Origin of the sequence: Kribbella sp. NPDC004536, assembly GCF_042873835.1 — a bacterium.
GTDB lineage: Bacteria > Actinomycetota > Actinomycetes > Propionibacteriales > Kribbellaceae > Kribbella.
The window spans coordinates 130286-153566 of the sequence record NZ_JBIALY010000005.1; the positions used below are offsets into that span (position 1 = coordinate 130286).

Genomic DNA, 23281 nt, shown 5'->3' on the forward strand with positions numbered 1-23281 from the left:
GTGCAGACTGTGCGGGTGACGACGGCCGACAGTGATCTCGATCGGCGCCAGGCAGCGTTCCAGCGCTGGGCGCCGTACTTCCTGCTGGGCCTCGGCACCCTGCTCGCACTCGCCACCTCGGGAAGCCTGACTCCGCTGGCACGCGACCAGAAGGTCGGGCTCGCGCTGGTGGGGGTCGCGCTGGTCATGCAGCTGTGGTGGACGTGGAGCGGCCGGATGCACCGCGGCCCGGACGGTGTCTCGGTCACGTTCTACGTGGTTCGCTGGGCGATCGCCTGCGTGCTGACGGCGCTCAACGGCTTCTTCGCGTTCTACGTCGTCGCGGGGTACTACGACGCCGACGAGATGATCCGCGGCCGCAAGCGGCAACGGCTCGCGCTGTTCGCCTGTACGCTCCCGGTCGCCGGCGCACAGACCGGCCACTGGCCGCCGCACGGTTCGATGTGGCTCGCGTTCGTCGGGCTCGTGATCGCGAACAACGTACTGCTGACCGTCCTCAAGCACTTCGCCGAACAGCAGGAGGCGCGGTCACAGGCACGCGCCGACACGATCGCCGAACTGGAACAGGCCCACAAGGACAACGCCGCGTTGCAGGCCCAGTTGCTCGTCCAGGCCCGCGAGGCCGGGATCGCCGACGAACGCCGCCGGCTGGCCGCCGAGATCCACGACACGATCGCGCAGGGCCTGACCGGGATCATCGCCCAGCTGCAGGTGGTCGCGAACACCGCCGATCCGGCCGTGATCCACGACCACGTCGGCCGGGCGAGCGAGCTGGCCCGGCACAGCCTCGGGGAGGCGCGCCGCTCCGTGCAGAACCTCGCGCCGGCCGGCCTGTCGCACGACGGTCTGCCCGAGGCGCTCCGCAAGCTCGTCGGCCAGTGGTCCGAGCGGACCGGCGTACCCGCCGAGTTCACGCTGACCGGCACCGCGCAGCATCTGCACGGCGAGTTCTCCGCGACCCTGCTGCGGATCACGCAGGAGGCGCTCGCGAACGTCTCGAAACACGCCGCCGCGACCCGCGTCGGCGTGACCCTCAGCTTCATGGACGACGAGGTGACGGTGGACATCCGCGACGACGGCAAGGGCTTCGACCCGCTGGCGCTGCCGGCCAGGTCGGGTACCGGCGGCTTCGGCCTGGAGGGTATGCGAGCCCGCGCCGAACGGATCGCCGGCTCACTCACGGTCGAGGCCGAACCTGGTTTCGGTACGGCGGTCTCGGCTCACGTACCTTTGGTGCTCCATGCCTGAAAAAACGCCTGAGAACATCACGCTCCTTCTCGTCGACGACCACCCGGTCGTCCGCAACGGCCTGCGCGGAATGTTCGAGGCCACTCTGGGCTTCACTGTGCTCGCCGAAGCGCCCGACGGCGTCCGAGCGGTCGAACTGGCCGCCGAACTCGAGCCCGACGTGATCCTGATGGACCTGCGGATGCCGGGCGGCGGCGGACTGGACGCGATCACCGAGCTGACCCGGCGGCGGATCCGGTCGAAGGTCCTGGTCCTCACCACCTGGGACACCGACACCGACACCCTGCCCGCGATCGAGGCCGGCGCCACCGGGTACCTGCTCAAGGACGCGCCGCAGGAGGAGCTGTTCAACGCGGTCCGCCAAGCAGCGGAAGGCCGTACGGTGCTCTCCCCCGCGGTCGCGTCCCGGCTCGTCACCGCCGTCCGCAACCCGGCCCCGGCCCCGCTGGCGGCCCGGGAACGCCAGGTCCTCGAGCTGGTCGCGAAAGGTACGTCGAACCGCGACATCGCCCGCGAGCTGTTCATCAGCGAGGCGACCGTGAAGACGCATCTCAGCCACGTGTTCACCAAGCTCGGCGTCACCGACCGCGCGGCCGCCGTCGCGAAGGGGTACGACCAAGGAATCCTCGGCCGGGACTGAGAATGCTCTCAGGTCTGGTCGAGTCCGGATTCTCGGCATAGCCTCGGCTCAGGCAGGCGCCGCGGGGGTGTCGGCCGTACGCCGATCCGGGGGGATTCGGTCCAGGGGCCGTGGGGGTTGTTTCGTCTTGGGGGTCTCCTGACGGTTTCGTACTGCCTCCTGCCGTGACGGCGTTCCGTCTCAGTGGAGGCCCGTGCATGAGGTCACCGATTCACCGACGAAGTTCTCGCCGTACCGCCATGGCCGGAGTGTCCGCCGGTCTGCTCGTCGCAGCGCTGCTGCCCGCACTGACAGCGGCCGCCGGCCCGTCCCCCACCGCGCCGAACGGCCGCCCCTGGAAAGCGACGCCGCTGAGCCTCGCCAGTACGGTGAACGGCGCCAAGTCGCCGAGCGGTCAGCTCGCGAAGAGCGATCCTGCGCTGGTCAACAGCACGTCCGGCAAGCAGGTCCGGGTCGTCGTGAAGCTCGACTACGACTCGCTCGCGGCGTACCGCGGTGGGCTGAAGGGCCTGCCCGGCACCAGCCCGTCGGTCACCGGCAAGCACCTCGACCTGAAGAGTGCGAACGCGACGAAGTACCTGAGGCACGTCGGCGCGCTGGAGAACGACTTCCTGTCGGCGCTGCAGTCGAAGATCCCGGGCGCCAAGGCCGGCCAGCGGCTGCGGACCGTGTACGGCGGGATCGCGGTCAGTCTGCCCGCGAACAAGGCCCGTGACCTGCTGAAGCTGCCCGGTGTGGCCGCCGTACAGCAGGACAACCTGGAGAAGATGCTGACCGATTCCAGCGGCAGCTTCATCGGCGCTCCGACGATCTACAACCAGCTCGGCGGTTCGGCGAACTCGGGCAAGCGCGTCATCGTCGGCGTACTGGACAGCGGTGTCTGGCCGGAGCACCCGTCGTTCCGCGACCCGGGCAACCTGCCGGCGCCGGCCGCGAAGGCCGACGGTACGCCGCGGACGTGCAACTTCGGCGACAACCCGGTGACCCCGGCGGCCGATCCGTTCACGTGCAACAACAAGCTGATCGGCGGACAGCCGTTCCTGGCCACGTACAACGCGGTGGTCGGCGGTGAGCTGTACCCCGACTCGGCGCGGGACTCCGACGGTCACGGTACGCACACCGCCTCGACGTCGGCGGGCGACGCGGTCGACCACGCCAACCCGCTGGGCATCGACCGCGGCTCGATCCTCGGGATCGCCCCGGCCGCGGAAGTCTCGGTGTACAAGGTCTGCGGCGAGCAGGGCTGCTTCCAGAGCGACTCGGTCCAGGCCGTCGCGCAGGCCATCCTGGACGGCGTCCGGGTGATCAACTTCTCGATCTCCGGCGGCAGCGACCCGTACAGCGACCCGGTCGAACTCGCGTTCCTGGACGCGTACGCGGCCGGCGTGTTCGTCGCCGCCTCGGCCGGCAACTCCGGTCCGACCGCCGCGACGACCGACCACCGCAGCCCGTGGGTGACCACGGTCGCGGCGTCGACCCAGAGCCGTACGTTCCGGTCGACGGTGACGTTGTCCGGCGGCGGCGCGACCGCGACGGTCTCCGGCGCGTCGATCACCAGCGGCCTCGAGGCGCACCCGATGGTGCTCGCGTCGGCTCCGCCGTACAACAACGCGGCGTGCACGAACCCGGCGCCGCCCGGCATCTTCACCGGCAAGATCGTGCTCTGCCAGTTCAGCTCCGGCCGGATCCTGAAGGGCTTCAACGTCCGGCAGGGCGGCGCGGCCGGCATGCTGATGTACAACGCCACGCCGTTCGATGTCTTCACCGACAACCACTGGCTGCCCGCCGTACAGCTGGAGAAGCCCGACTCCGACACGCTGCTGGCGTTCCTCGCCGCGCACCCCGGTGCGACGGCGTCGTTCACCCAGGGCGCCAAGACCACCTGGCAGGGCGACGTGATGACGTACTTCTCGTCGCGCGGCCCCGGTGGTGACTTCCTCAAGCCCGACGTCACCGCGCCCGGTCTGCAGATCATGGCCGGCGAGACACCGACGCCTGATTCCCCGACGGCAGGCCCGCCCGGGAACCTCTACCAGGTGATCGCCGGTACGTCGATGTCGTCGCCGCACGTGGCCGGCTCGGCCGCGCTGATCTTCGCCCTGCACCCGACGTGGACGCCGGGCCAGGTCAAGTCTGCGCTCGAGACGACCGCGAAGACGGCCGTGACGAAACCGGACCGGGTCACCCCGGCCGACCCGTTCGACGACGGCGGCGGGCGGATCGACCTGACCAAGGCCGGCGATCCCGGTCTGACGATGGACGAGACGGCGGCGAACTACGCGGCCTCGGCCGCCGACCCGCTGAACCGGATCGACCTGAACCTGCCGTCGGTGAACGCGCCGACGATGCCGGGCCTGATCACCGCCGAGCGGACGGTCAAGAACGTCACCAACCAGACGCTGACGTTCAAGGCCGGCGGTACGACGGTCAACGGCGCGAGCATCACCGTGCTGCCGCCGGCGTTCCAGGTGAAGCCCGGTCAGACGCAGAAGCTGACGATCGCGATCACCGCACCCGACCTGCCCGACGGCCAGTACTTCGGTCAGGTCAACCTCACGCAGGTCGGCGGCAGCCGGGCCCTGCACCTGCCGGTCGCGTTCTTCCGCCAGCAGGGCATCGTGCCGGTCAGCCAGACCTGTACGCCGTCCACGATCGCGCGGAACACCGGCCAGTCGACGTGCACCGTGACCGTGCAGAACAACAGCCTGCAGAGCACGAGCGTGACCGCAGCCAGCACGCTCAGCTCGATACTGCGGCTGAACAGCGTCACCGGTGCGACCAAGATCGGCACCCAGATCGCCACCAAGACGGCAACCTTGGCCGGACGCCAGCCGGACAAACCGGTTGTCGCGCCGGGTGCGACGCCGGCGGGTTACCTCCCGCTGGACGCGTTCGGCATCACGCCGACGCCGATCGGTGACGAGCAGGCGCTGAACTTCAACGTCCCGTCGTACGTCTACGCCGGCCAGACGTACACCTCGATCGGCGTGGTCTCCGACGGCTACACGGTCGCCGGGGGCGCGGGCAGCGGCGACGTCCAGCCGACGCCGCAGAACCTGCCGGATCCGGCCAAGCCGAACAACGTGCTGGCGCCGTTCTGGACCGACCTCGACGGCACCGGCGCGCCGGGTATCCAGATCGCGAACCTGACCGACGGCGTCAACTCGTGGATCGTCATCGAGTGGAAGGTGAACGTGTACGGCACCACGAGCCAGCGGGTGTTCCAGCAGTGGGTCGGCCTCAACGGTGCCGAAGACATCTCGTTCACCTACGACCCGGGCAACCTGCCGGCCGCTCCACCGGCGGGCTACGGCCTGACCGTCGGCGCCGAGAACCTCGACGGTACGGCGGGCAGCCAGATCGCGGGTACGCCGACCACGGACCTCGTCGTGCAGTCGACGCCGGGCGCACCGGGCGGCACGCTGACGTACTCGATGAACATCAAGGGCGTACAGAAGGGCACCGGGACCGTCACCACCGGTACCTCGACACCGCTCGTCAAGGGCGTCACGATCAAGGTCGACAAGATCCTCGTGAACTGACACCGGAGGGGTTAGCCCGGGGTACCAGTTCGGTATGAAGGCAACCCCGAAACCGTCCGTGGCCCGCTCCGTCCGCCGACCGGCGGACGTGAGCGGGCCCTTCGTGTGCAGCTGGAGCGCCGTCGGTGACTGCGCGATCGTCCGGATCGCGGGCGCGATCGACATCGGCACCCTCCCCACGCTCGCCGACGAGCTGAACTACGTGATCACCACCAAGCTGCCGCGACTGGTCGTCGACCTGCGCCGGGTCAGCCGGATGGAGGCCGCCGCCCTCGACGTACTCGCCGAGGCCCACGACCTGGCCGTCGAGTACGGCGGCTGGCTCCGCACGTCCGGCGCGAACCAGTGGCTGCCCGACCTGATGCGCAACACCCGCGCCGTGGTCCACTACCCGAACCTCGCCGACGCCCTCCCCGGGTACCGCCGCAGTTGATCACCGCGCCGCTGGTGGTCCGCTCGAGCGCCTGATGGCGGCCTCGACGAACTTCGCCAGCTCGGCCGAGCGGCTGCCGGCGGGCCAGACCACCAGCATCCGGTACGGGTCGACGTCGGTCACCGGGCGGTACACGACGTCGGGGCGGATGTTCCGTTCGGCCATCGACCGCGGTACCAGCGCGACCGCCTGGCCGAACGCGACCACCTCCAGCAGCTGCGCGGAGTCCTGCACGATCGGCCCGTCCACCGGATCCTCCGGCCGCGCCGACCAGTAGTTGCGCTCGGCAACATTGGACCGACTCCACCGCGGCGCCGGAATCCCCGCCAGATCGTCCGGCTCCAACACCTCGCGGGCCGCGAGCTCATGCCCGACCGGCAACGCAGCCACTCGCGGCTCCGTGTACAACTCCTCCATCTCCAGTCCAGGGTCGTCGAACGGCCGACTGACGAGCGCAACATCCGCCCGCCCGTCCCGCACCATGTCCGCCTGCTCCCCGAACCCGCTCACCACGACCTCGATCCCAGGCAACACCTCGCGCAGCTCACCAACCAGCTGATGCAGCAGCTCAGTAGCAACCCCAGGCTTGGCCGTCACCACGAGCCCCCGCGACGACTGCCCCGCCCGCTGCGTCCGCCGTACCGCCGAATCCAGCGCATCGAGCACCGGACCGGACTCCTTGAACAGCGTCTCCCCCGCTGTCGTCAGCGCGAGCCGCGTCCCCGACCGGTCGAACAGGTCGACCCCGAGCCGGTGCTCCAACTGCCGCATGGCCCGCGACAACGGCGGCTGGGCGATCCCCAACCGCTCGGCAGCACGGGTGATGTTCAGCTCCTCGGCGACGGCGCGGAAGTAGCGCAGTTCGCGGATCTCGGGCTCGGGCATACCTCCAGGGTATGGCGGACCACCTGATCGGTGTTGGTCCGCGGCGGCACCGGCGCGCTGGACTGGAGGCATGAATCAGAACGAAGTCGCCCTGGTCACGGGCGGGAACAAGGGCATCGGCCACGAAATCGTCCGGCAACTCGCGAGTCGCGGGTTCACCGTCTACCTCGGCGCACGCAACCCCTCCCTGGGGACAGCGGCCGCGGCCGAGCTGACCGGTGACGTGCGGTTCGTCCAGCTCGACGTCACCGACGCGGACTCGGTCGCCGCCGCCGCGAAACACATCGACGCCGACTCCGGCCGGCTGGACGTACTGGTGAACAACGCCGGCATCGTCTCCGAGTGGGGTACGGCGGTCGCCGACATCACCGCCGAACAGGTCCGGACGGCGTACGACGTGAACGTGTTCGGCGTCGTGTCGACGATCAACGCGTTCGTACCGCTGCTGCGCCGGTCGCCGAACGCGCGGATCGTGAACATGTCCAGCGGGCTCGGCTCCGTCAACCTGCTGTCGGAACTCGACGGCCGCCTCGCGACCCAGGGCCTGCTCGCGTACAGCTCCTCGAAGGCCGCCCTCAACGCGCTCACGCTCGTCTACGCCAGCGCCCTCCGCGCGGACGGCATCAAGGTGAACGCCGCCACGCCCGGCCTCGTGCCCACTGACCTGAACACCCAAGCCTCCGTACCGCGAGGCACCCGGACCGTCGCGGACGGCGCCGTCGTACCGGTCGCGCTGGCGACCCTTCCGGCCGACGGCCCGACCGGCGTCTTCAGAGGGCCTGGGTCGCTGGACGACGTGGCTCCGTGGTGAGGGCCTGACGGGCGATGAGCAGCGTCGTCGCCGTGCCGAGGACGCCGGCGAGCGCGATCGTGAGGTTCGGCGCGAGGAACGAGCCGACGACGCCGCCGAGGGCGATGCTGACGCCCTGGATCGCCATCAGGCCGCTGGTCTGGATGGTGAACAACCGGCCGCGGTACGACGGTTCGATCTCGTTCAGGATCAGCGGATCGACGCCCTGGTTGAACGCGTACCCGGCACCTGAGATCGCCAGCAGGGCGGCCGCCACCGGGATCGGCGGCGTGGTCAGGAACGCGACCATCGGCAGCTGACTCGTGAGCAGGAACGGGACGACGAGCCGTCGCCGCGCGGAAGGGGTGAACCGCGCGACGACGAGTTCGCCGAGCACTCCGCCGATCGCGTAGCCGCTGAACAGCGCACCGGCCGCCGCGGCGACGGTGCCGAGCTGGGCGGTGTACGCGACCGCGAGCCCGTCCGGAAGGGACGAGAACGCGGGCGCCACCCAGGTCAGCAGGATCAGGTTGCGGAGCTTCACGTTGCCGAACAGCACCTGCAGCCCGGCCCACGAATCGCGGACCGCGTTCCGCCGGCGCTCACCGGGCGGTGTGTACGGCGTGCCGGTGCCTATCAGGACTGCCGACAATCCGAAGGTCACCACCTCGACGATCAGCAACGACTTCGCGCCGATCGCGGCGACCGCGATCCCGCCGAGCGCGAACCCGGTCAGCACCGCCGTCTGACCGATTGCCCTGAGCAACGACCGGCCGACCGGGAACAGGTCCTGCGGCAACAGGTACGCCAGACTCGCCGCGCGGGCACCGGCGAAGATCGGCGCGATCATCCCGAGCCCGACCAGCAGCCCGAGCAGCCCGGCGACCGGCATCCCCGGCAGCAACATCGCCAGCACACAGGTCGCGCTGAGCACGTCGCAGGTCACGAGTACGCGACGCGCCGGGAAACGGTCCGTCATCGACGACAGCAGCACGCCGCTCACCGCGTACGGCAGGAACGAGCACACCAGGACCAGCGCCGACAGCAACGGCGAGCCGGTGCGCTCGAAGATCAGGATCGACAGCGCGACCTGGGCGCCGACCGTTCCGAGCATGGAAACGGTGTGGGCGGCGTACACGGAACGCATGCCGGGGACACGGAGTACAGCGCGGTAGGACCTCACGCAGCGAGCGTGCGGCACCGCGGACCCGCAGGCGTAGAGTTTTGGTTGTGGCCGAAAGTTCAGTTCGATGACAGTACTGCGCTTCACCCAGGCCGATACGCTCCGCTGCCGGTTCGGCGCCTCGCAGTTGTGGGAGACGATGTCGGCGGTCCGCGTGCTGAACGGATCTCGGCACCGGCAGCTGTACGCGGACTGGATCGCGGCCAAGCAGGAGACCGCCGCGAAGCTCGACCTCCGCGGTTTGAAGGCCGTCCAGCCGCGGGTCGGGTTCACGCCGGACTTCCTGACGCCACCACCGAAGGCATCCAGGGCGAAGTTCTCGACCGAGATCGCCCGCGTCCGCAGTACGCCACTGGAGCGGGTCCGTACCGAACTCATCCGGTCCCGCGACGAGCTGAAGAACCCGGCCGCGCCGGAGATCAACACGATGCTCGAGGATCTCGCCGGCACCCGGGAACGGCTCGCGGACGAGATCGAGGCTGCGTGGGAGGCGCTGGTCCGGCCGGACTGGCCGTTGATCAGCCGGGTGCTCGAGGACGACATCGCGTACCGCGGCCGGCAACTGACCGACGGCGGGCTGGCCGGGCTGTTCGACGACCTGCATCCGACCCTCGCGTGGGAGGACGACCGGCTGATCGCCACCCGGTACCGCTCCGAGGACCGCGACCTGTCCGGCCAGGGCCTGCTGCTCGTACCGGGCGTCTTCGCCTGGCCGTACCTCGTGATCGTCGTCGATCCGGCGTACCACCCGACACTCGTCTACCCGGCCCGCGGTGCCGCGCGGCTGTGGTCCGACGCGCCCGCTCCCCCGGACTCACTGGCCCGCCTGCTCGGCCGGACCCGTGCCACCCTCCTCGTCGCGCTCGATCCGCCCGCGACCACGAGCGACCTCGCCGCGCAGTACAACCTCGCGCTCGCCACGGTCGCCGAACACCTCTCGGCGTTGTACGACGCGGGGCTCGCAACCCGCCGGCGTACCGGTCACCAAGTCTACTACCGCCGGACCGAGGTCGGACAGGCCGTCATCGACGCCTCCGTCGGATAGCCGTCCGGCGGCGCGAGAATGCTGCGGTGAACACGCCGACGAAGGTCCCCCCGCCCAGCATGCGCCACACGCGACGGTGGCCGGCCTCGTTGGCCGTCGTCGCCGTGCTCGTGCTCCAAGTTCTGGTCCCGCCGCAGATCAGCGCGCTGCCGCGCTGGCTGATGCCGGTGCTCGGCGGGCTCCTGCTGCTGCCGCTCTTCTACATGAACCCGTTCCACCTGCGTCGCGACGAGCCCTGGCTGCGACCGTTCGCGATCGTGCTCGACGCGATCCTGGTCGCGGTGAACACGTACTACCTGGCCGGGATGATCTTCTTCCTGAACAACGGCGACGCGAACGAGGCCAAAGTACTGGTCAAGAGCGCGGTACTGATCTGGGTGACGAACGTGGTGACGTTCGCGGTCTGGTACTGGGAGATCGACCGCGGCGGGCCGTTCGCGCGAGCGCCGGAGCACGAACGGGAGTCGGAGCGGGCCGACCTGCTGTTCCCGCAGATGACCGTCGACCTGGCCGGCTGGAAGGGCTGGCTGCCCGGGTTCACCGACTACCTGTACGTGGCGTTCACGAACGCGACCGCGTTCAGCCCGACCGACACGATGCCGCTGACGGCCCGGACCAAGGTGCTGATGGGCGTCCAGTCGGCCATCTCGTTGCTGACGATCGCGATCATCGCGGCCCGCGCGGTGAACGTCCTCTGAGATCACACTCGACAGGCTTGTAATGGGCATGAGACCGTTATGCCCATGTACAGCACGAAGTCGGTGGGGTTGGGGTTCGCGATCTTCTCCGCGATCACGTTCGGCGGGTCGGGCCCGTTCGCGAAGGCGCTGATCGGGGCCGGTTTCAGCCCGCAGCAGGCGGCCTGGCTACGGATCCTCGGCGCCGCCGCGGTGCTCGTACCGCTTGTGCTGGTGTTCCGCGGGCGCGCCGGTCTGCGGGCGGCACGGGCGTCCTGGAAGGCCCTCGTGCTGTACGGCCTGACCGGGATCGCCGGGTGCCAGACGCTGTTCTTCATCGCCGCCAGCCGGCTGCCGGTGGGTGTGGCGCTGATGCTCGAGTTCTCCGGCCCGGTGCTGGTGGTCGCGTGGCTCAAGTTCGGCCAGCGGGTCGCCGTACCGCGGTCGGCCGCGATCGGGGTGAGCATCGCGGTCGTCGGGCTCGCGACGGTGGCCGAGATCTGGTCGGGGTTGCGGATCGACGCGATCGGCCTGCTCGCCGGCCTCGGTGCGGCCGCGTGTCAGGCGACGTACTTCATCCTGATCGACAAGTTGACCGGCGCTGCCGATCCGCTGGTGATGACGGCGGCCGGCAGTGTAGTCGGTGCCTTCGTACTGACGCTGATCGCGGCACCGTGGGGTACGCCGTGGCATGTGCTCGTGGACACGATCGCGATCGGCCACCGGCACGCTCCCGGATGGGCGATGGCCGGGTGGCTGATCCTCGTCAGCACGGTCGTCGCGTACCTGGCCGGGGCGGCCGCCGTCCAGCGGCTGTCGGCGCCGATCGCGGGCGCCGTCGCGTACGTCGAGGTGGTCGCGGCCTGCATCTTCGCGCTGGTCCTGCTCGGCGAGACGCTGCGCACGAACCAGATCATCGGCGGCCTGATCGTACTGGCCGGCGCCTTCGTGGCCCAGTCGTCCGTCGGGAAGGTGGCGTCGCCGGAGATCGCCGGTCTGGAACCCGTACCGACGAACGGGTAGTGGTCCCGCAGCACCCGAGGCGGCCCACTCGGCCACCCCGCCGGCCGGGCGGGATGGGGCAACCACTACCCGTTCATCGGCACGCTCACCGCAACGAGTCCACCAACTCTCGCGGTAGGCCGTGGGTCTCGTGCAGGTACTCGTAGTCGGTGTCGTCCAGCGACTTGTGGAACCGCTCGTGGCTGAGCACCTTGCGGCCGCGGTCGAGCAGGTCGCCGAACCGGATCTCCTCGTCGATCAGGATCCGCCGGATCAGCGTCACCGTCTCGCCCTGGTGGAAGTGGTTCAGGGTGTGCTCGAACAGCTCGACCGGCACGTCCGACAGCGAGCGGGAATCGTCGTCCCGCCAGAGGATGGTCAGCATTCTGCGGATCAGCCGGCGCAGCACGTAACCGCGGCCGGTGTTCGACGGGCGCACGCCGTCGCCGATGATCACGATGCTGGACCGCAGATGGTCGATCACGATCCGCTGAGATCGCTCGTCCAGCTTCCACAGCTGCGGGACGATCCGCATCCACGGCTCGAACTGCGAGGTCTCGTACACCGAGTCCTTGCCCTCGAGCAGCATCGTCAACCGGTCCAGCCCGAGACCGGTATCGATGTTCTGCTGCTTCAGCTCCTCCAGCGAACCGTCGTCGAGCCGGCGGTACCGCATCATCACGTGGTTCCACACCTCGAGCCAGCGGTCGTCCGTGGTCGGCGTACCGGTCGGCTCGCCTTCGCCGGTCCAGACGAAGATCTCCGAGTCCGGGCCGCACGGTCCGGTCGGGCCGTTCGACCACCAGTTGTCCTCGGTGGTCAGCTCGATCGGCAGGCCGAGCTCCTGCCAGGTGCGGAGCGACTCCTGGTCCAGCGGAACCTGCTTGTCACCGCCGAAGACGGTCACGTACAGGTTCTTCGGGTCCAGGCCGTACCCGGTGGTCAGCAGTTCGTACCCCCAGCGCAGCGTCTGGCTGCTCCCGTAGTCGCCCAGCGACCACGAGCCGAGCATCTCGAACACGGTCAGGTGGGTGGAGTCCCCGACCTCGTCGAGATCCGTGGTTCGCAGGCATCGCTGGATGCCGGTGAGTCTGCGCCCCAGTGGATGTGGTTCGCCTTCCAGATAGGGCGTCAGTGGATGCATCCCGGAGGTCGTGAAGAGCACCGGATCACCGAGCCGCGGAATGAGCGTGGACCCCGTTGTCGGGACGTGGCCGCGGTCGATGAAGAAGTCGATGAAGGTCCTGGTGATGTTCATGGTTCGTGTCCTTCGAAGTGAGGACCGGAACCAGACCACCGGCTGCAGAAACGACAAAACCGGCGAACCGTTTCCGGTCGCCGGTGGAGGTTTCAGATGGTCAGGCCGCGGCAGCCGGAGAGCGTGAAGCTCGTACGGCTGCGGCAAGTCGGAACATCCGGTGCATGTCGGCCAGAGTACACGACATCCGCCGTCAGATGTCCAGCAGTTCTCTCAGCACAGCCCCCGACCGCCCCCAGCCCCACTCGTCCCGCACCCACTTCCGCCCCGCGGCCCCCAACTCCACACAGTGCTGGGCGTTCGTCAACAGTCCGGCAATGCGAACACCTACGGCCGCCGGGTTGTACGGGTCCACCAAGTACCCCGTCGTACCGTGCAGCACCGTGTCGGCCGCCCCACCGGAGTCACCGACCACAACCGGCTTCCCACAGGCAGACGCCTCCAGCGTGACGATCCCCAACGCCTCCGGCTCCAGCCCGAACCGCCGCGTCCGGCACGGCATCGCGAACACGTCTCCCGCGTCGACGTACGGCGGGATGTCCTGCCACGGCACCGCTCCGGTGAACACGACCGAGTCCGCGACCGGAGCGGCGAGCTCCTCCAGACGCTCACGGTCCGGACCACCACCGACGAGCAGCAGCTTGGCCTGCGGTACGTCAGCCAGCACCCGCGGCCACGCCCGGATCAGCGTGTCCTGCCCCTTGCGCCGGATCAGCCGCGACACGCACACCACCACCGGAGCACCGGTCAGACCAAGACCCTGCCGGATCTGCTCGCCACCGGCACCGGGGTGGAACCGCACCGAGTCCACGCCGGGAGTCAGCCGCCGTACCACGGCCGTCGGCGACAACGCCGGCCTGATCTGTTCCTCGCACCACCCCGACACGGTCGTGATCGCATCGGCAGCGTCCCCGATCCGCCGCAGCGCCTGTCGCGCACCCGGTACGCCGGCCCACCAGGTCTCGTGCCCGTGGGTCACCGCGACGATCCGCCGCGCCCCCGCCCGCCGCAGCGCCGGCCCCATCAAGCCGAGCGGCGCCGCCGCCCCGAACAGCACCCGGTCGGCGCCGTACTCCTCGAGCAACTGCACGGCCCGTTTGGTGGTCCGGGCCGTCGGCAACAACATCGACGTACGGTCCCGGACGACCGGGAACGGCAGCCCCGCGTCGTACGCGGAATCGCCCGGCTCGCGCGAGGTGTACACGACGACGTCCGGCAGCTCGTCGCACAGGGACCGGACGAACGTCTCGATCCCGCCCTGCCGCGGCGGGAAGTCGTTGGTGACGACGAGAACCGTCATCATCTGGCCAGTGGTGGCACCGTCGAGCCGTTCTGCGCGGCCCACGCCCGGCCCATCGCGATTCGCTCCGGTGGCGTCGGGTGGGTGGCGAACATCCAGTACCGCCAGCGGCTCGGGTCGAGCCCGGAGATGTTCGCCACGGCGAGATCGCGCTGCATCGCGACGAAGTCCCGCGGGTCGTTCGTCAGCTTCAGCGAGTGGTAGTCGGCGCGCGCCTCGATCTTGCGGCTGACCAGGTTCTGCACCGGACTCGCAAGCGTCGTGGCAGCGACGACGAGCGCGACGAACAGGCCGGTACGCCGCGGGTCCGCCATCCGGGCCCCGAGCAACAGGTACAGCAGCACGACGCCGAACGCCGTACCGAGAACGCCGATCAACGTGCCGTGCAGTACGTCGTTCTCGGCCGCGTGACCGAGCTCGTGCGCGACGACGAGCCGCACCTGTTCGGGCGGCGTGTCCTTCAGCAGCGTGTCGTAGACGACCAGCCGGCGGGTCGATCCGAACCCGGAAACGTACGCGTTCAAGGCCGTTGTCCGCTTCGACGCGTCCGCGACCAGCACGTCCTTGACCGGTACGCCGTCCTCGGCCGCGAGCTTCAGGAAATCGTTGCGCAGGGCACCTGCCGGCATCGACGTGAAGTGGTTGAACCGCGGCTCGACGAGCACCGGGTACGCGAACGACACGCCCAGGACCAGCAAGGCGGCGATGATTGCGCCAGGCAACCACCAGCCGCGCTGCCAGCGTTTCGCCAGTGCGATCAGGACGAGCGCGACCACCGCGACACCGATTGACGTGATCAGCCAGTTCACGCCGCGGTCCCAGACCCAGAGCCGCCAGTTCTCCACGGACAGCCCGTACTTCAGGCTGACCCGCTCGGCGAGGACGTCGGTCGGTACGGTCAGCAGGTTCGTGATCAGGGCGATCCCGGCGACGGTGACCGGTACGGCGAGGAACCACGGCCGGACGCGCAGCGCGTCGTACAGCTTGCGCCCGAGCGGGCTGAAGCCGATCGCGAGCGGGACCACGACCGAGATGATCCAGGACGCGGTCGACCACCTCAGGATCTCGTGCCGGAACGCGTTCTGCCGGGAGATCTGCGCGCTGGTGAAATCGAGCGCCGCGTCCGGCTTCGGCAGGTCGATCAGATGCCACGGGGTGGTCACGGCGATCGCGAAGACCAGGGCGACCGCCAGCAGGCCGCCCGCCAACCAGGCCTTACGCACCGGCCAGCCGTTCGAGGTACTTCTGCCACTGCACGACGAACTCGGCCTCGGTCGTCCCGAGGACCGACTTGAACGCGTCGGCCAGCCCGGTCGAACTCTTCGACGCGTGCACGGCCCGGTAGAACGCCACCAGCTTGTCCTGCCCGTCACGCTCCGCGATCAGCCGGCACGCCAGCCAGGCCGACTCGTACGCCTGCGGCAACTCGGCCGCCGAGGCCGCGAACGCCTCCGGCGTCGGCAGCGCCGGCGGTACGTGACCGGCGCGGACCGCCTTGAACAGCTCCTTCGCCGCCGAGTCGTCCTGCACCGGCACGGCGGTGAACGCGACGTAGTCCGCGAACCCCTCGGCCAGCCACAGTGGAACCGGCGACGCGGTCGCGTTCGAGGCGACGTGGGTGGTCTCGTGGGTCAGCACGATCCGCCGGCCCTGCTTGCCGAGCTCCTCGAACAGCTTCGGGTTCGCGGCGATCCGCACCGGGGCGCCGGCAGCCGGGGTGTCCAGCTCGGCGAACGTGACCGCGGCGATCTGGGTGTAGGTGTTCGGCTGGGCGCCGAGTACCCCTTCCATCTGGGACTGTTTGGCAGGCAGGTAGACGACCACCTTCTGCCGCCAGTTCTTGCCCCAGACCTTGCTCACCGACTCGACCGCCTTGTCGGCGACCGAGACGTAGCTCTCCGCCTCGGCCTCCGATTCCAGGCTGACGACCAGGCTGTGCTTGCCCTTGGCCAGCTGGATCGGACCGAGCGTCCACACCGCCTGCCGCTGCCCGGTCGCGAACCGTTCCGAGAACGAGGCCGCGTACGTCTTCCCGTCGCGGGTCACGAACGTCACCGGGAGCGTCTCGCGCGCGGGGGTCACGTCGTACCCGGAGAGTTGCCAGGAGACCTCGACCTGTGCGAGCCAGGACGCCGTCCCGCCGAGCTCGGCCTGCCGGTCCGGGGTCAGCGCACCGGTGTCGTCGCTCACGTACCGTAGCTGGAACGTGCCGAGCGGGAGCTTACCGAGATTGCTGAAGATGGTCCGCGCACTGGTCCGGAACGCCGTCGCCTTCGGGTCGATCACGCTCATGAACTCGCTGCGGTTCTCGTTCTCGACCGCGTCGGTCAGCTTCTGCAGCACCGCCTCGCCGGCGACCGCCCGCTGGACCCCGGCCGCTGCCTGGTCGGGCGTACTCGAGGTCGCGGCCGCGGGCTGGTGCGTGCCGCGCGAGTTCGGGTCGGCGGGTGCGTTGGCGATGTGCTCCAGCCCGGCGTACCCGGCTCCGGCGACCAGGCAGACCGCGACGCCGAGCGCGACCTTCTTGAGGATCGGCCCGAACGGCGGCTTCGGCTGCGGCGCGTCGCCGGACGGTTCCTGTGGGTCACCGTCCGGGACCACCGGCAGCGGCACCGTGTCGCCGTGCTCGTCGATCACCTCGGCCCCTCGCTGGAAAAACCCCCGGAGCCGCAGAGTATGTCAAAGATCTCAGGTCAGCCCGGGCGGACCATCGTGTTGATCGGCATCTCGTCGAGCGGAGCGATCTCGACGCTCTTGCCCGGCCGCGGCGCGTGCACGATCCGGCCGTTGCCGAGGTAGAGCGCGACGTGGCTGATCGGGCTGTAGTAGAACACCAGGTCGCCCGGCTGCAGCTCGGACCTGCTGATCCGGCGGCCTTCGCCGGCCTGTGCCTTCGAGGAGTGCGTCAGCGAGACGCCGGCCTTGCCCCAGGCGTACTCCGTCAGCCCGGAGCAGTCGTACGAATCCGGGCCGTCCGCACCCCAGACGTACGGGTCACCGAGCTGGGACAGCGCCGCGTTGATCGCGATCGCGCCGCGGCCGCTGGCCGGGATGTTCGGGATGTCGTCGCCGGTCCGGTTGCCGTCGCGGGTCGGGCGCTGCTTGCGCGCGTTCTCCGCGTCCTTGGCGTTCTCCTCCTCGATCCGCTTGCGGTCGGCCGCGCTCAGCTTGTCGAGCACCTTCTGGGCCTTGTCGAGGTTGCCGTTCAGCTGGTTCACGAAGCCGGTCTGCTTGGCCTGCACGGCCTGCAGCGCGGCCAGCTCGGTCTGCTCGCTCGCCTGCAGGTCGGTGAGCTTGCCCTGCGCGAGCTGGTAGCGGCGGAGCGCCGAGTTCTGCTGGCCGGCGAAGGCCTGGGCCGTGGACGCCTGGCTGAGGAACTGGTCGGGGTTGTTCGAGAGCAGCAACTGGGCCGTCGTCGAGATCCCGGAGGTCTGGTAGCCGGCCACCGCGAGGGAACCGATCTGCCGCTTCACAGCGTCCACCTGGGCCTGCTGCTTGGCGATGCCGGACTTCAACGCGTTCACCCGGGCCTGGGCGGCGGAGATCTGGCCGCGGAGGTCGTTCGCGTTCTCACCGGCCACTTCGGCCTGGTGCTGCAGGTCGGCGACCTGCTGCTTCGCCTGTGCCAGGGTGGGCGCGGGGTCGGCGTCGGCCGCTCCCTGGATCAGGATCACGCCGGCAGCGACAGCCGTGCTGGTGATGGCGGCGAGGGCGATTCCCTTGGTGCGGTTGATGCGTCCGATGGACACAGCCCGGTCGGTCCCTTCCTCTGCTCGCGCCGTCCCCGTTGACCGGGTCCACCACGGACTTCAGGTCCGCGGCAGCCGCCGGATCACTCCCTCGGCTTGCCGTTGCCCGGTCGGCCGGAGCGGCCGACACCCTGAGGCAACGAGAGGTAACAGTAGTGACCGTTTCGTGACCAGTGCAATTCGCCCCTCGGGTTTGATCGAAAATTAACGAAGAACGCTCCCGGCCAAACGACCGTTTCGCCTTCGGTTACAGGGAGTTCAGCCGGTCTCTTCGCGGGGATCGGTGTCCGGCTCGATGCTGTCCACCGCGTGCACCAGGCGCAGCGGCGGGACCAGGCCTGACTCGGCGAGCGCGTCCAACGCGGCCTTCTCGTCGTCGTCGATCCGCAGGCTGCCGGACCGTTCGGCCGAGAACCCCAGCACAACGGTGACGACACAGTCCTGGCAGCCAGGACCCTTCATCACACAAGCGTCGCAGTCGATCAGCACAACGTCCTCCAAGTGGGGAAGCGCCGGACTTGCATCCGGCTGAGAAGGACGCTAGAGAACCCCACCGACAGTTTCTGGAACTAAGTCCTGACGATGCGTGTCACCAGGCTTGTCGCCGAGAGCGCGCGGGCGCCGAGTTTGACGATGCTTTCGGCAACTTCGCGGTCGGTGGAAACGACCACCACCGGGCGGCCCGGCGGCTCGGCCCGAACCAGTTGCCGGATCACCTCGTCGGCGATCACCCCGGCCGGACTGAACCGCACGCGTACGCCGCGTGGTGGGTTCAGCTGCACCGGCCCGGACAGCTCCGCCCCGTCGAACACCACGGTCACCTCGACCCGACGCTGCGCCACCAGAGCCCCCAATGCGGTCACCAGGCGCTGACGCTGCGAATGCAGGGGCGAGTTTGGCCATGCGGTCTTCGTGACGTTGTAGCCGTCGATGATCAGGTGCACCTGCGGCAACGACAGCAGCTCGTCGAACAACGCCGGGTCGTCCTCGGGCGCCGTACGTCCGACGGGCGCCGCCTCGGGCTCGGAGCCGGCCACCGTGTCCGCCGGACGGAGCTCTCCCCCGGGCGGCAGCGCCAGTTCGCGGCGCAGGCCGCTCGCTGCCTCCAGCAACGTGTCCAGCAGCAGCCGGGTGCGTGTCGTCGCCAGCTCACGCTCCTGCCCGGCTGTCCGCCGGGCCGCGTGTTCGACGGCTTCCAGTTCGGTGACGCGGGCGCGGAGTTTGCGCAGCTCACGCTCCACTTCGGCACGGGCCGCGTCGACCCGTTCGTCGGCGGACGCGGCTTCCTTCGTCCGTTGCTCGAGTTCGCTGTTCAGACCCGTGATCCGCTGCCTGGCCTCGTTCAGCTTGCGGCGGAGCGTGACGTTCTCGGTCTTCAGCTCGTTGACCTGTTCACGAAGCCGTTCGCGGACCTGACGGGTCTCGGTGCGGGCCTGGTCGAGCTGGTCCGAGAGCCGGTCGACCGCGGCGGCGTCGGCCCGCGGGGTATCCGCCGGGACCTGTGCGGCCGCGGCGACGTGCTGCTCCCAGCCGTCCGGGCGCAGCAGGTACGCGAGCGCGGCCACCTCGACCGGGTCGGCCGCCGGTACCGGTACGCCGTCGGCCACCGCGTCGCCGAGCTCCGGGTGCTCACGCCGTACCTCGAACGCCGTCAGCTTCCGGAAGTGCTCGTCGGTCGCCAGGATCGGGCCGAGCACCGACGCCGACAGCTTCGCGCGCTTGGCCGGCGCGAAACTCGCGAACCGGCGCAGCGGGGCCGGGACGTCGGTCGCGGGAAGTTGGCCGAGGGCGTGCGCGGCGAGGGTCAGGACGCGCTGCCGGACCGGTTCAGGCAAAGTCGTAGCGGCAGAGCTCGCGGCGGTGCCGGCCTCAGTCACCGGTCCGCTGTCCGGCTGGAACGACGGCCCGGAGCGGCCGGTGACGCAGACCACAGCGAACGGGCCGCGGGCCCTGATTCACGGTGATCGCCTGTGTACGCATACAGAGAGCCTAGTCGACTCTCAGGCGTGTCACCTGCGGAATTGTCGGTGGCGGCTCCTAGCGTCGTGACCATGACCAGCCCAGGGCGTGCCCGAGCCGCGGATCCGCAGCCGCCGATCCTCGGTGTCCAGCCCAGTTTCGACGACCTGGGGACACCGCTGCGGGACATCACGTTCTGCGTCGTCGACCTGGAGACCACCGGCAACCCGCCGGGCGAGGGCGGCATCACCGAGATCGGCGCGGTCAAGGTGCATGCCGGCGAGGTGATCGGCGAGTTCCAGACACTGGTCAACCCGTCCGAGCCGATTCCGCCGTTCATCGCCGTGCTGACCGGCATCTCCAACCTGATGGTTGCCTCGTCACCCCGGATCGAGTCGGTGTTGCCGGCCTTCCTGGAGTTCGCGCAGGGGTCCGTGATGGTCGCGCACAACGCGCCGTTCGACATGGGCTTCCTGAAGCACGAGACGCAGGTGCACGGATACGACTGGCCCGACTTCGCGGTCGTCGACACCGCGCTGCTGGCGCGCCGCGTGATCACCCCGGACGAAGCGCCGAACTGCAAGCTCGGCACGCTGGCCAAGCTGTTCCGGACGACGACCACGCCGAACCACCGCGCGCTGTCCGACGCCCGCGCCACTGTCGACGTGCTGCACGGGCTGTTCGAGCGGGTCGGCTCGTTGGGCGTGCAAACGTTGGAGGACCTGCAGACGTTCTCGTCCCGGGTCGCGCCCGCGGTCCGCAAGAAGCGCCACCTGGCCGAGTCGTTGCCGCACGCACCGGGTGTGTACCTGTTCACCGACGACCGCGGCGAGGTCCTGTACGTCGGCAAGTCGAAGGACCTGCGCACGCGCGTCCGGTCGTACTTCACCGCCTCCGAGACGCGGAACCGGATCGGCGAGATGGTCGGCATCGCGACCGGCGTCCGCGGGATCGAGTGCGGTACGCCGCTGGAGGCCGAGGTCCGGGAGCTGCGGCTGATCGCGGAACACAAACCGCGGTACAACCGGCGTTCGAAGTTCCCGGAGCGGCAGCACTGGCTGAAGGTCACGGTCGAACCGTTTCCGCGGCTGTCGCTGGTCAAACAGGTCCGCGACGACGACGCCGGATACCTCGGCCCGTTCAGCTCACGCAAGACCGCGGAGCGGGCGATGGCCGCGCTGCACGAGGCGTTCCCGATCCGGCAGTGCACCGCGCGGATGTCCAGGCAGCCGTCGCTGTCGCCGTGCGTGCTGGCCGAGATGGGCCGCTGCGTCGCGCCGTGCGACGGGCGGATCTCGGCGGATTCGTACGGCGAGTTCGTCACCGCGTTGCGCTCGGCGCTGACCGCCGACCCGACCCCGGTCGTCGACGCGCTCGACCGGCGGATCGACGTACTGTCCGCCGACGAGCGGTTCGAGGACGCCGCCGTGCACCGCGACCGGCTGAGCGCGTTCGTGCGGAGCTCGGCGCGGATGCAGCGGATGGCGTCGGTGACCGGGTGCGCGGAGATCTGCGCGGCGCGGCGTACGGACGACGGCGGGTGGGAACTGCACGTGATCCGGCGCGGCCGGCTCGCGGCGGCCGGGTTCAGCCCGCGCGGGACCGATCCCCGGCCACAGCTGGAGATGCTGCGCGCGTCGGCGGAGACGGTGCTGCCCGGGATCGGCCCGGTCGCGACCGCCACGCCGGAGGAGATCGAGCTGATCCTGCGCTGGCTCGAGCTCCCCGGGGTCCGGCTGGTCGAGATGGAGGGCACGTGGACCTGCCCGGTGAGCGGTGCCGGGCGTCATCTCACCCGCCTCGACAACGCGCACTCGGACCTCCACCAGCACCCGACCGAACGCCGCCGGCACCTGCGTCCGCTCGGGCCTGCTCGGGTCGGTTAGGCCTCGATGAACTGGTAGTCCGTGCGGATCCGGCCGTCCGGGGCGAGCAGCAGCAGATCGATGCCGATGGCAAGCGCCTCTCCCCCGCCTGCCGGGACCATCGCCCAGCGCAGTTTCACCAGGTCTTTCAGTACGGCGGCATCACCATGTGGGACGAATTCGTACTGCCCTGGCGCGACGAACTCGCCGTACGCGGTGCTGACCCGTCTCGTCAGCTCCTCGTGCCCGCGGGCTTCGAGGGTCGCGGTGACGCCGATCTCGGTGGCGCGCTTGACGATCTCCTCGGGCGGCTCGAGAAGGTGTACGCCGTCCTCGGTCCACAGTGCCTCGACGGCCTGGCGGCGGGCGTCGGCGTCGGGCTCGTTCCAGACTGCTACATAACGATTTGCCAGCTCTTGTGCCGTGTTGTTGTTCACGTCCACGACCTTGCCTGGGGCGGTACCGGCCGGACAATTCCCTTGGCGGTATGGACCGTCGGTGGCGTGGGTTAGAACTTGGGCATGGCATCTGAGTTGGCTTCGGGTTTGCGGACGTGGCGGGCGCGGCGGCGGGTGAGCCAGCTCGAGCTGGCCGTCCGGGCCGGGACGACGCAGCGGCACGTCAGCTTCATCGAGAGCGGCCGGTCGGTGCCGGGGCGCGACATGGTCATCCGGCTCGCCGAGTCGCTGCAGGTGCCGCTGCGGGAGCGCAACCAGTTGCTGGTCGCGGGCGGCTACGCCCCGGCGTACGACGAGACGCCGTACGACGCTCCGAGCCTGCACGCGATCCGGACGGCCCTGAGCGGCATCCTCGAAGGGCATCGGCCGAGTCCCGCCGTGGTGGTCGACCGGCGCGGGGACCTGGTGCTCGCGAACGGCTCGTTCGACGCGCTGGTCGCCGGCGTCGCGCCGTACCTGCTCTCGGCGCCGGTCTCGGTGCCGCGGCTGTTGCTGCACCCGGACGGGCTCGCGCCGCGGATCGTGAACCTGGCCGAATGGTCGTGGCACGTGATCGACGGGCTCACCCGGGAGGCGGCGCTGGTGCCGAAGCTCGAGGCGGACGCGCTGATCGCGGAGCTCGTCACACTGATCCCGCCGCGCCCGGAGACCGGGCCGGAGCACCTCGGGTTCGCCGTACCGCTGCGGCTGCGGTCCGGAGACGGCGAGCTGCGGCTGATCACCACGCTGACCAGATTCGGTACGGCGGTCGACGTCAGGGTCTCCGAACTGCGGATGGAGGCGTTCCTGCCCGCGGACGAACCGACGGCGCGGGCGCTGCGCAGCCTCGACCGCACTATGCTTCAGCGGGTCGAGGTGTGAGTTGTTCAGGAGTTCCTGAAACGGTTCCTGAGGTTTCTGAGGAGAGGACGGCATGGTCACCGCGATCGTGTTCATCAAGGCCGACGTCGCACGGATCCCCGAGGTCGCCGAGGCGGTCGCCGCCATCGACGGCGTCAGCGAGGTGTACTCCGTGACCGGCGGGCTCGACCTGATCGCGCTGGTGCGGGTCGCACGGCACGACGACCTGGCCACCGTCATCCCCGAACACGTCAACCGGGTGCCCGGCGTACTGAGCACCGAGACGCACATCGCGTTCCGCGCGTACTCCAGCCACGACCTGGAGGCGGCCTTCAGCCTGGGCGAGGACGGTGTCTGAGGACCGGTCCGATCGGGTCCGGCTGACACGAGCTGAAGTTACGGTTGAC

The 23281-nt window shown here is 69.7% G+C and carries 21 protein-coding genes; 11 read left to right on the forward strand and 10 right to left on the reverse strand.

What is annotated here, in order from left to right:
• The 4 genes from ACFYRU_RS36590 to ACFYRU_RS36605 all read left to right on the forward strand — a co-directional run bounded on the left by ACFYRU_RS36590 (position 1) and on the right by ACFYRU_RS36605 (position 5863).
• On the forward strand, positions 1 to 1248 hold the full coding sequence (locus tag ACFYRU_RS36590; RefSeq protein ID WP_387667757.1) for a sensor histidine kinase: 1248 nt from the start codon (positions 1 to 3) through the stop codon (positions 1246 to 1248).
• Positions 1241 to 1888, forward strand: coding sequence for a response regulator (locus tag ACFYRU_RS36595; RefSeq protein ID WP_387667760.1), 648 nt, complete (start codon positions 1241 to 1243; stop codon positions 1886 to 1888). The genes ACFYRU_RS36590 and ACFYRU_RS36595 overlap by 8 nt, the downstream gene beginning before the upstream one ends.
• Positions 1889 to 2127: 239 nt before the next feature.
• Complete coding sequence (locus ACFYRU_RS36600) at positions 2128 to 5430, forward strand: S8 family serine peptidase (RefSeq protein ID WP_387667763.1); 3303 nt, start codon at positions 2128 to 2130, stop codon at positions 5428 to 5430.
• Between the two features lie 34 nt (positions 5431 to 5464).
• Positions 5465 to 5863 (forward strand): STAS domain-containing protein, encoded by a 399-nt coding sequence (locus ACFYRU_RS36605; protein ID WP_387667765.1) that lies wholly within the window; start codon positions 5465 to 5467, stop codon positions 5861 to 5863.
• Here ACFYRU_RS36605 and ACFYRU_RS36610 read toward each other — a convergent pair whose 3' ends face one another.
• Entirely contained in the window at positions 5864 to 6748 is an 885-nt protein-coding gene (locus tag ACFYRU_RS36610; RefSeq protein WP_387667768.1) for a LysR family transcriptional regulator, read from the reverse strand. It lies immediately after the preceding gene.
• Positions 6749 to 6818: 70 nt separating this feature from the next.
• Between ACFYRU_RS36610 and ACFYRU_RS36615 the strand changes: the two genes are divergently transcribed.
• A complete protein-coding gene (locus ACFYRU_RS36615; RefSeq protein ID WP_387667771.1) occupies positions 6819 to 7559 on the forward strand; it encodes an SDR family oxidoreductase in 741 nt (246 codons plus the stop codon).
• Here the strand turns inward: ACFYRU_RS36615 and ACFYRU_RS36620 are convergent.
• A complete protein-coding gene (locus ACFYRU_RS36620) occupies positions 7519 to 8685 on the reverse strand; it encodes an MFS transporter (RefSeq protein WP_387667773.1) in 1167 nt (388 codons plus the stop codon). The two genes, ACFYRU_RS36615 and ACFYRU_RS36620, sit on opposite strands and share 41 nt — an antisense overlap.
• A 103-nt stretch (positions 8686 to 8788) precedes the next feature.
• On the opposite strand from ACFYRU_RS36620, the gene ACFYRU_RS36625 reads away from it, so the two are divergent.
• The 3 genes from ACFYRU_RS36625 to ACFYRU_RS36635 are packed head-to-tail and all read left to right on the forward strand — an operon-like array spanning position 8789 to position 11466.
• Positions 8789 to 9766: a DUF5937 family protein gene (locus ACFYRU_RS36625; protein WP_387667775.1), complete on the forward strand. Its 978-nt coding sequence runs from the start codon at positions 8789 to 8791 to the stop codon at positions 9764 to 9766.
• A gap of 26 nt (positions 9767 to 9792) precedes the next feature.
• Positions 9793 to 10464 (forward strand): hypothetical protein, encoded by a 672-nt coding sequence (locus tag ACFYRU_RS36630; protein WP_387667778.1) that lies wholly within the window; start codon positions 9793 to 9795, stop codon positions 10462 to 10464.
• Positions 10465 to 10509: 45 nt separating this feature from the next.
• Positions 10510 to 11466 (forward strand): DMT family transporter, encoded by a 957-nt coding sequence (locus tag ACFYRU_RS36635; RefSeq protein WP_387667780.1) that lies wholly within the window; start codon positions 10510 to 10512, stop codon positions 11464 to 11466.
• A gap of 85 nt (positions 11467 to 11551) precedes the next feature.
• Here ACFYRU_RS36635 and ACFYRU_RS36640 read toward each other — a convergent pair whose 3' ends face one another.
• The 7 genes from ACFYRU_RS36640 to ACFYRU_RS36670 form a co-directional block, all read right to left on the reverse strand.
• Positions 11552 to 12703 (reverse strand): alanine--tRNA ligase-related protein, encoded by a 1152-nt coding sequence (locus ACFYRU_RS36640; RefSeq protein ID WP_387667781.1) that lies wholly within the window; start codon positions 12701 to 12703, stop codon positions 11552 to 11554.
• A 193-nt stretch (positions 12704 to 12896) separates the two neighbouring features.
• A complete protein-coding gene (locus ACFYRU_RS36645) occupies positions 12897 to 14006 on the reverse strand; it encodes a glycosyltransferase family 4 protein (RefSeq protein ID WP_387667783.1) in 1110 nt (369 codons plus the stop codon).
• Positions 14003 to 15226 (reverse strand): M48 family metallopeptidase, encoded by a 1224-nt coding sequence (locus ACFYRU_RS36650; protein WP_387667785.1) that lies wholly within the window; start codon positions 15224 to 15226, stop codon positions 14003 to 14005. The genes ACFYRU_RS36645 and ACFYRU_RS36650 overlap by 4 nt, the downstream gene beginning before the upstream one ends.
• Entirely contained in the window at positions 15219 to 16640 is a 1422-nt protein-coding gene (locus ACFYRU_RS36655; protein WP_387667787.1) for a hypothetical protein, read from the reverse strand. The genes ACFYRU_RS36650 and ACFYRU_RS36655 overlap by 8 nt, the downstream gene beginning before the upstream one ends.
• 56 nt (positions 16641 to 16696) lie before the next feature.
• Positions 16697 to 17752, reverse strand: coding sequence for an NlpC/P60 family protein (locus ACFYRU_RS36660; protein ID WP_387667789.1), 1056 nt, complete (start codon positions 17750 to 17752; stop codon positions 16697 to 16699).
• Positions 17753 to 18010: 258 nt separating this feature from the next.
• Complete coding sequence (locus ACFYRU_RS36665; protein WP_387667791.1) at positions 18011 to 18214, reverse strand: hypothetical protein; 204 nt, start codon at positions 18212 to 18214, stop codon at positions 18011 to 18013.
• Between the two features lie 107 nt (positions 18215 to 18321).
• The gene (locus ACFYRU_RS36670; RefSeq protein WP_387667792.1) at positions 18322 to 19587 is read right to left on the reverse strand and encodes an NYN domain-containing protein; all 1266 of its coding nucleotides are present in this window, start codon (positions 19585 to 19587) and stop codon (positions 18322 to 18324) included.
• A gap of 216 nt (positions 19588 to 19803) precedes the next feature.
• Between ACFYRU_RS36670 and ACFYRU_RS36675 the strand changes: the two genes are divergently transcribed.
• The gene (locus ACFYRU_RS36675) at positions 19804 to 21597 is read left to right on the forward strand and encodes a DEDD exonuclease domain-containing protein (protein WP_387667794.1); all 1794 of its coding nucleotides are present in this window, start codon (positions 19804 to 19806) and stop codon (positions 21595 to 21597) included.
• Here the strand turns inward: ACFYRU_RS36675 and ACFYRU_RS36680 are convergent.
• Positions 21594 to 22013, reverse strand: coding sequence for a hypothetical protein (locus ACFYRU_RS36680; protein ID WP_387667797.1), 420 nt, complete (start codon positions 22011 to 22013; stop codon positions 21594 to 21596). The two genes, ACFYRU_RS36675 and ACFYRU_RS36680, sit on opposite strands and share 4 nt — an antisense overlap.
• A gap of 84 nt (positions 22014 to 22097) precedes the next feature.
• Between ACFYRU_RS36680 and ACFYRU_RS36685 the strand changes: the two genes are divergently transcribed.
• Positions 22098 to 22895 (forward strand): helix-turn-helix domain-containing protein, encoded by a 798-nt coding sequence (locus tag ACFYRU_RS36685; protein ID WP_387667799.1) that lies wholly within the window; start codon positions 22098 to 22100, stop codon positions 22893 to 22895.
• A gap of 52 nt (positions 22896 to 22947) precedes the next feature.
• Entirely contained in the window at positions 22948 to 23232 is a 285-nt protein-coding gene (locus ACFYRU_RS36690; protein ID WP_387667802.1) for an Lrp/AsnC family transcriptional regulator, read from the forward strand.
• Positions 23233 to 23281 lie beyond the last annotated feature (49 nt).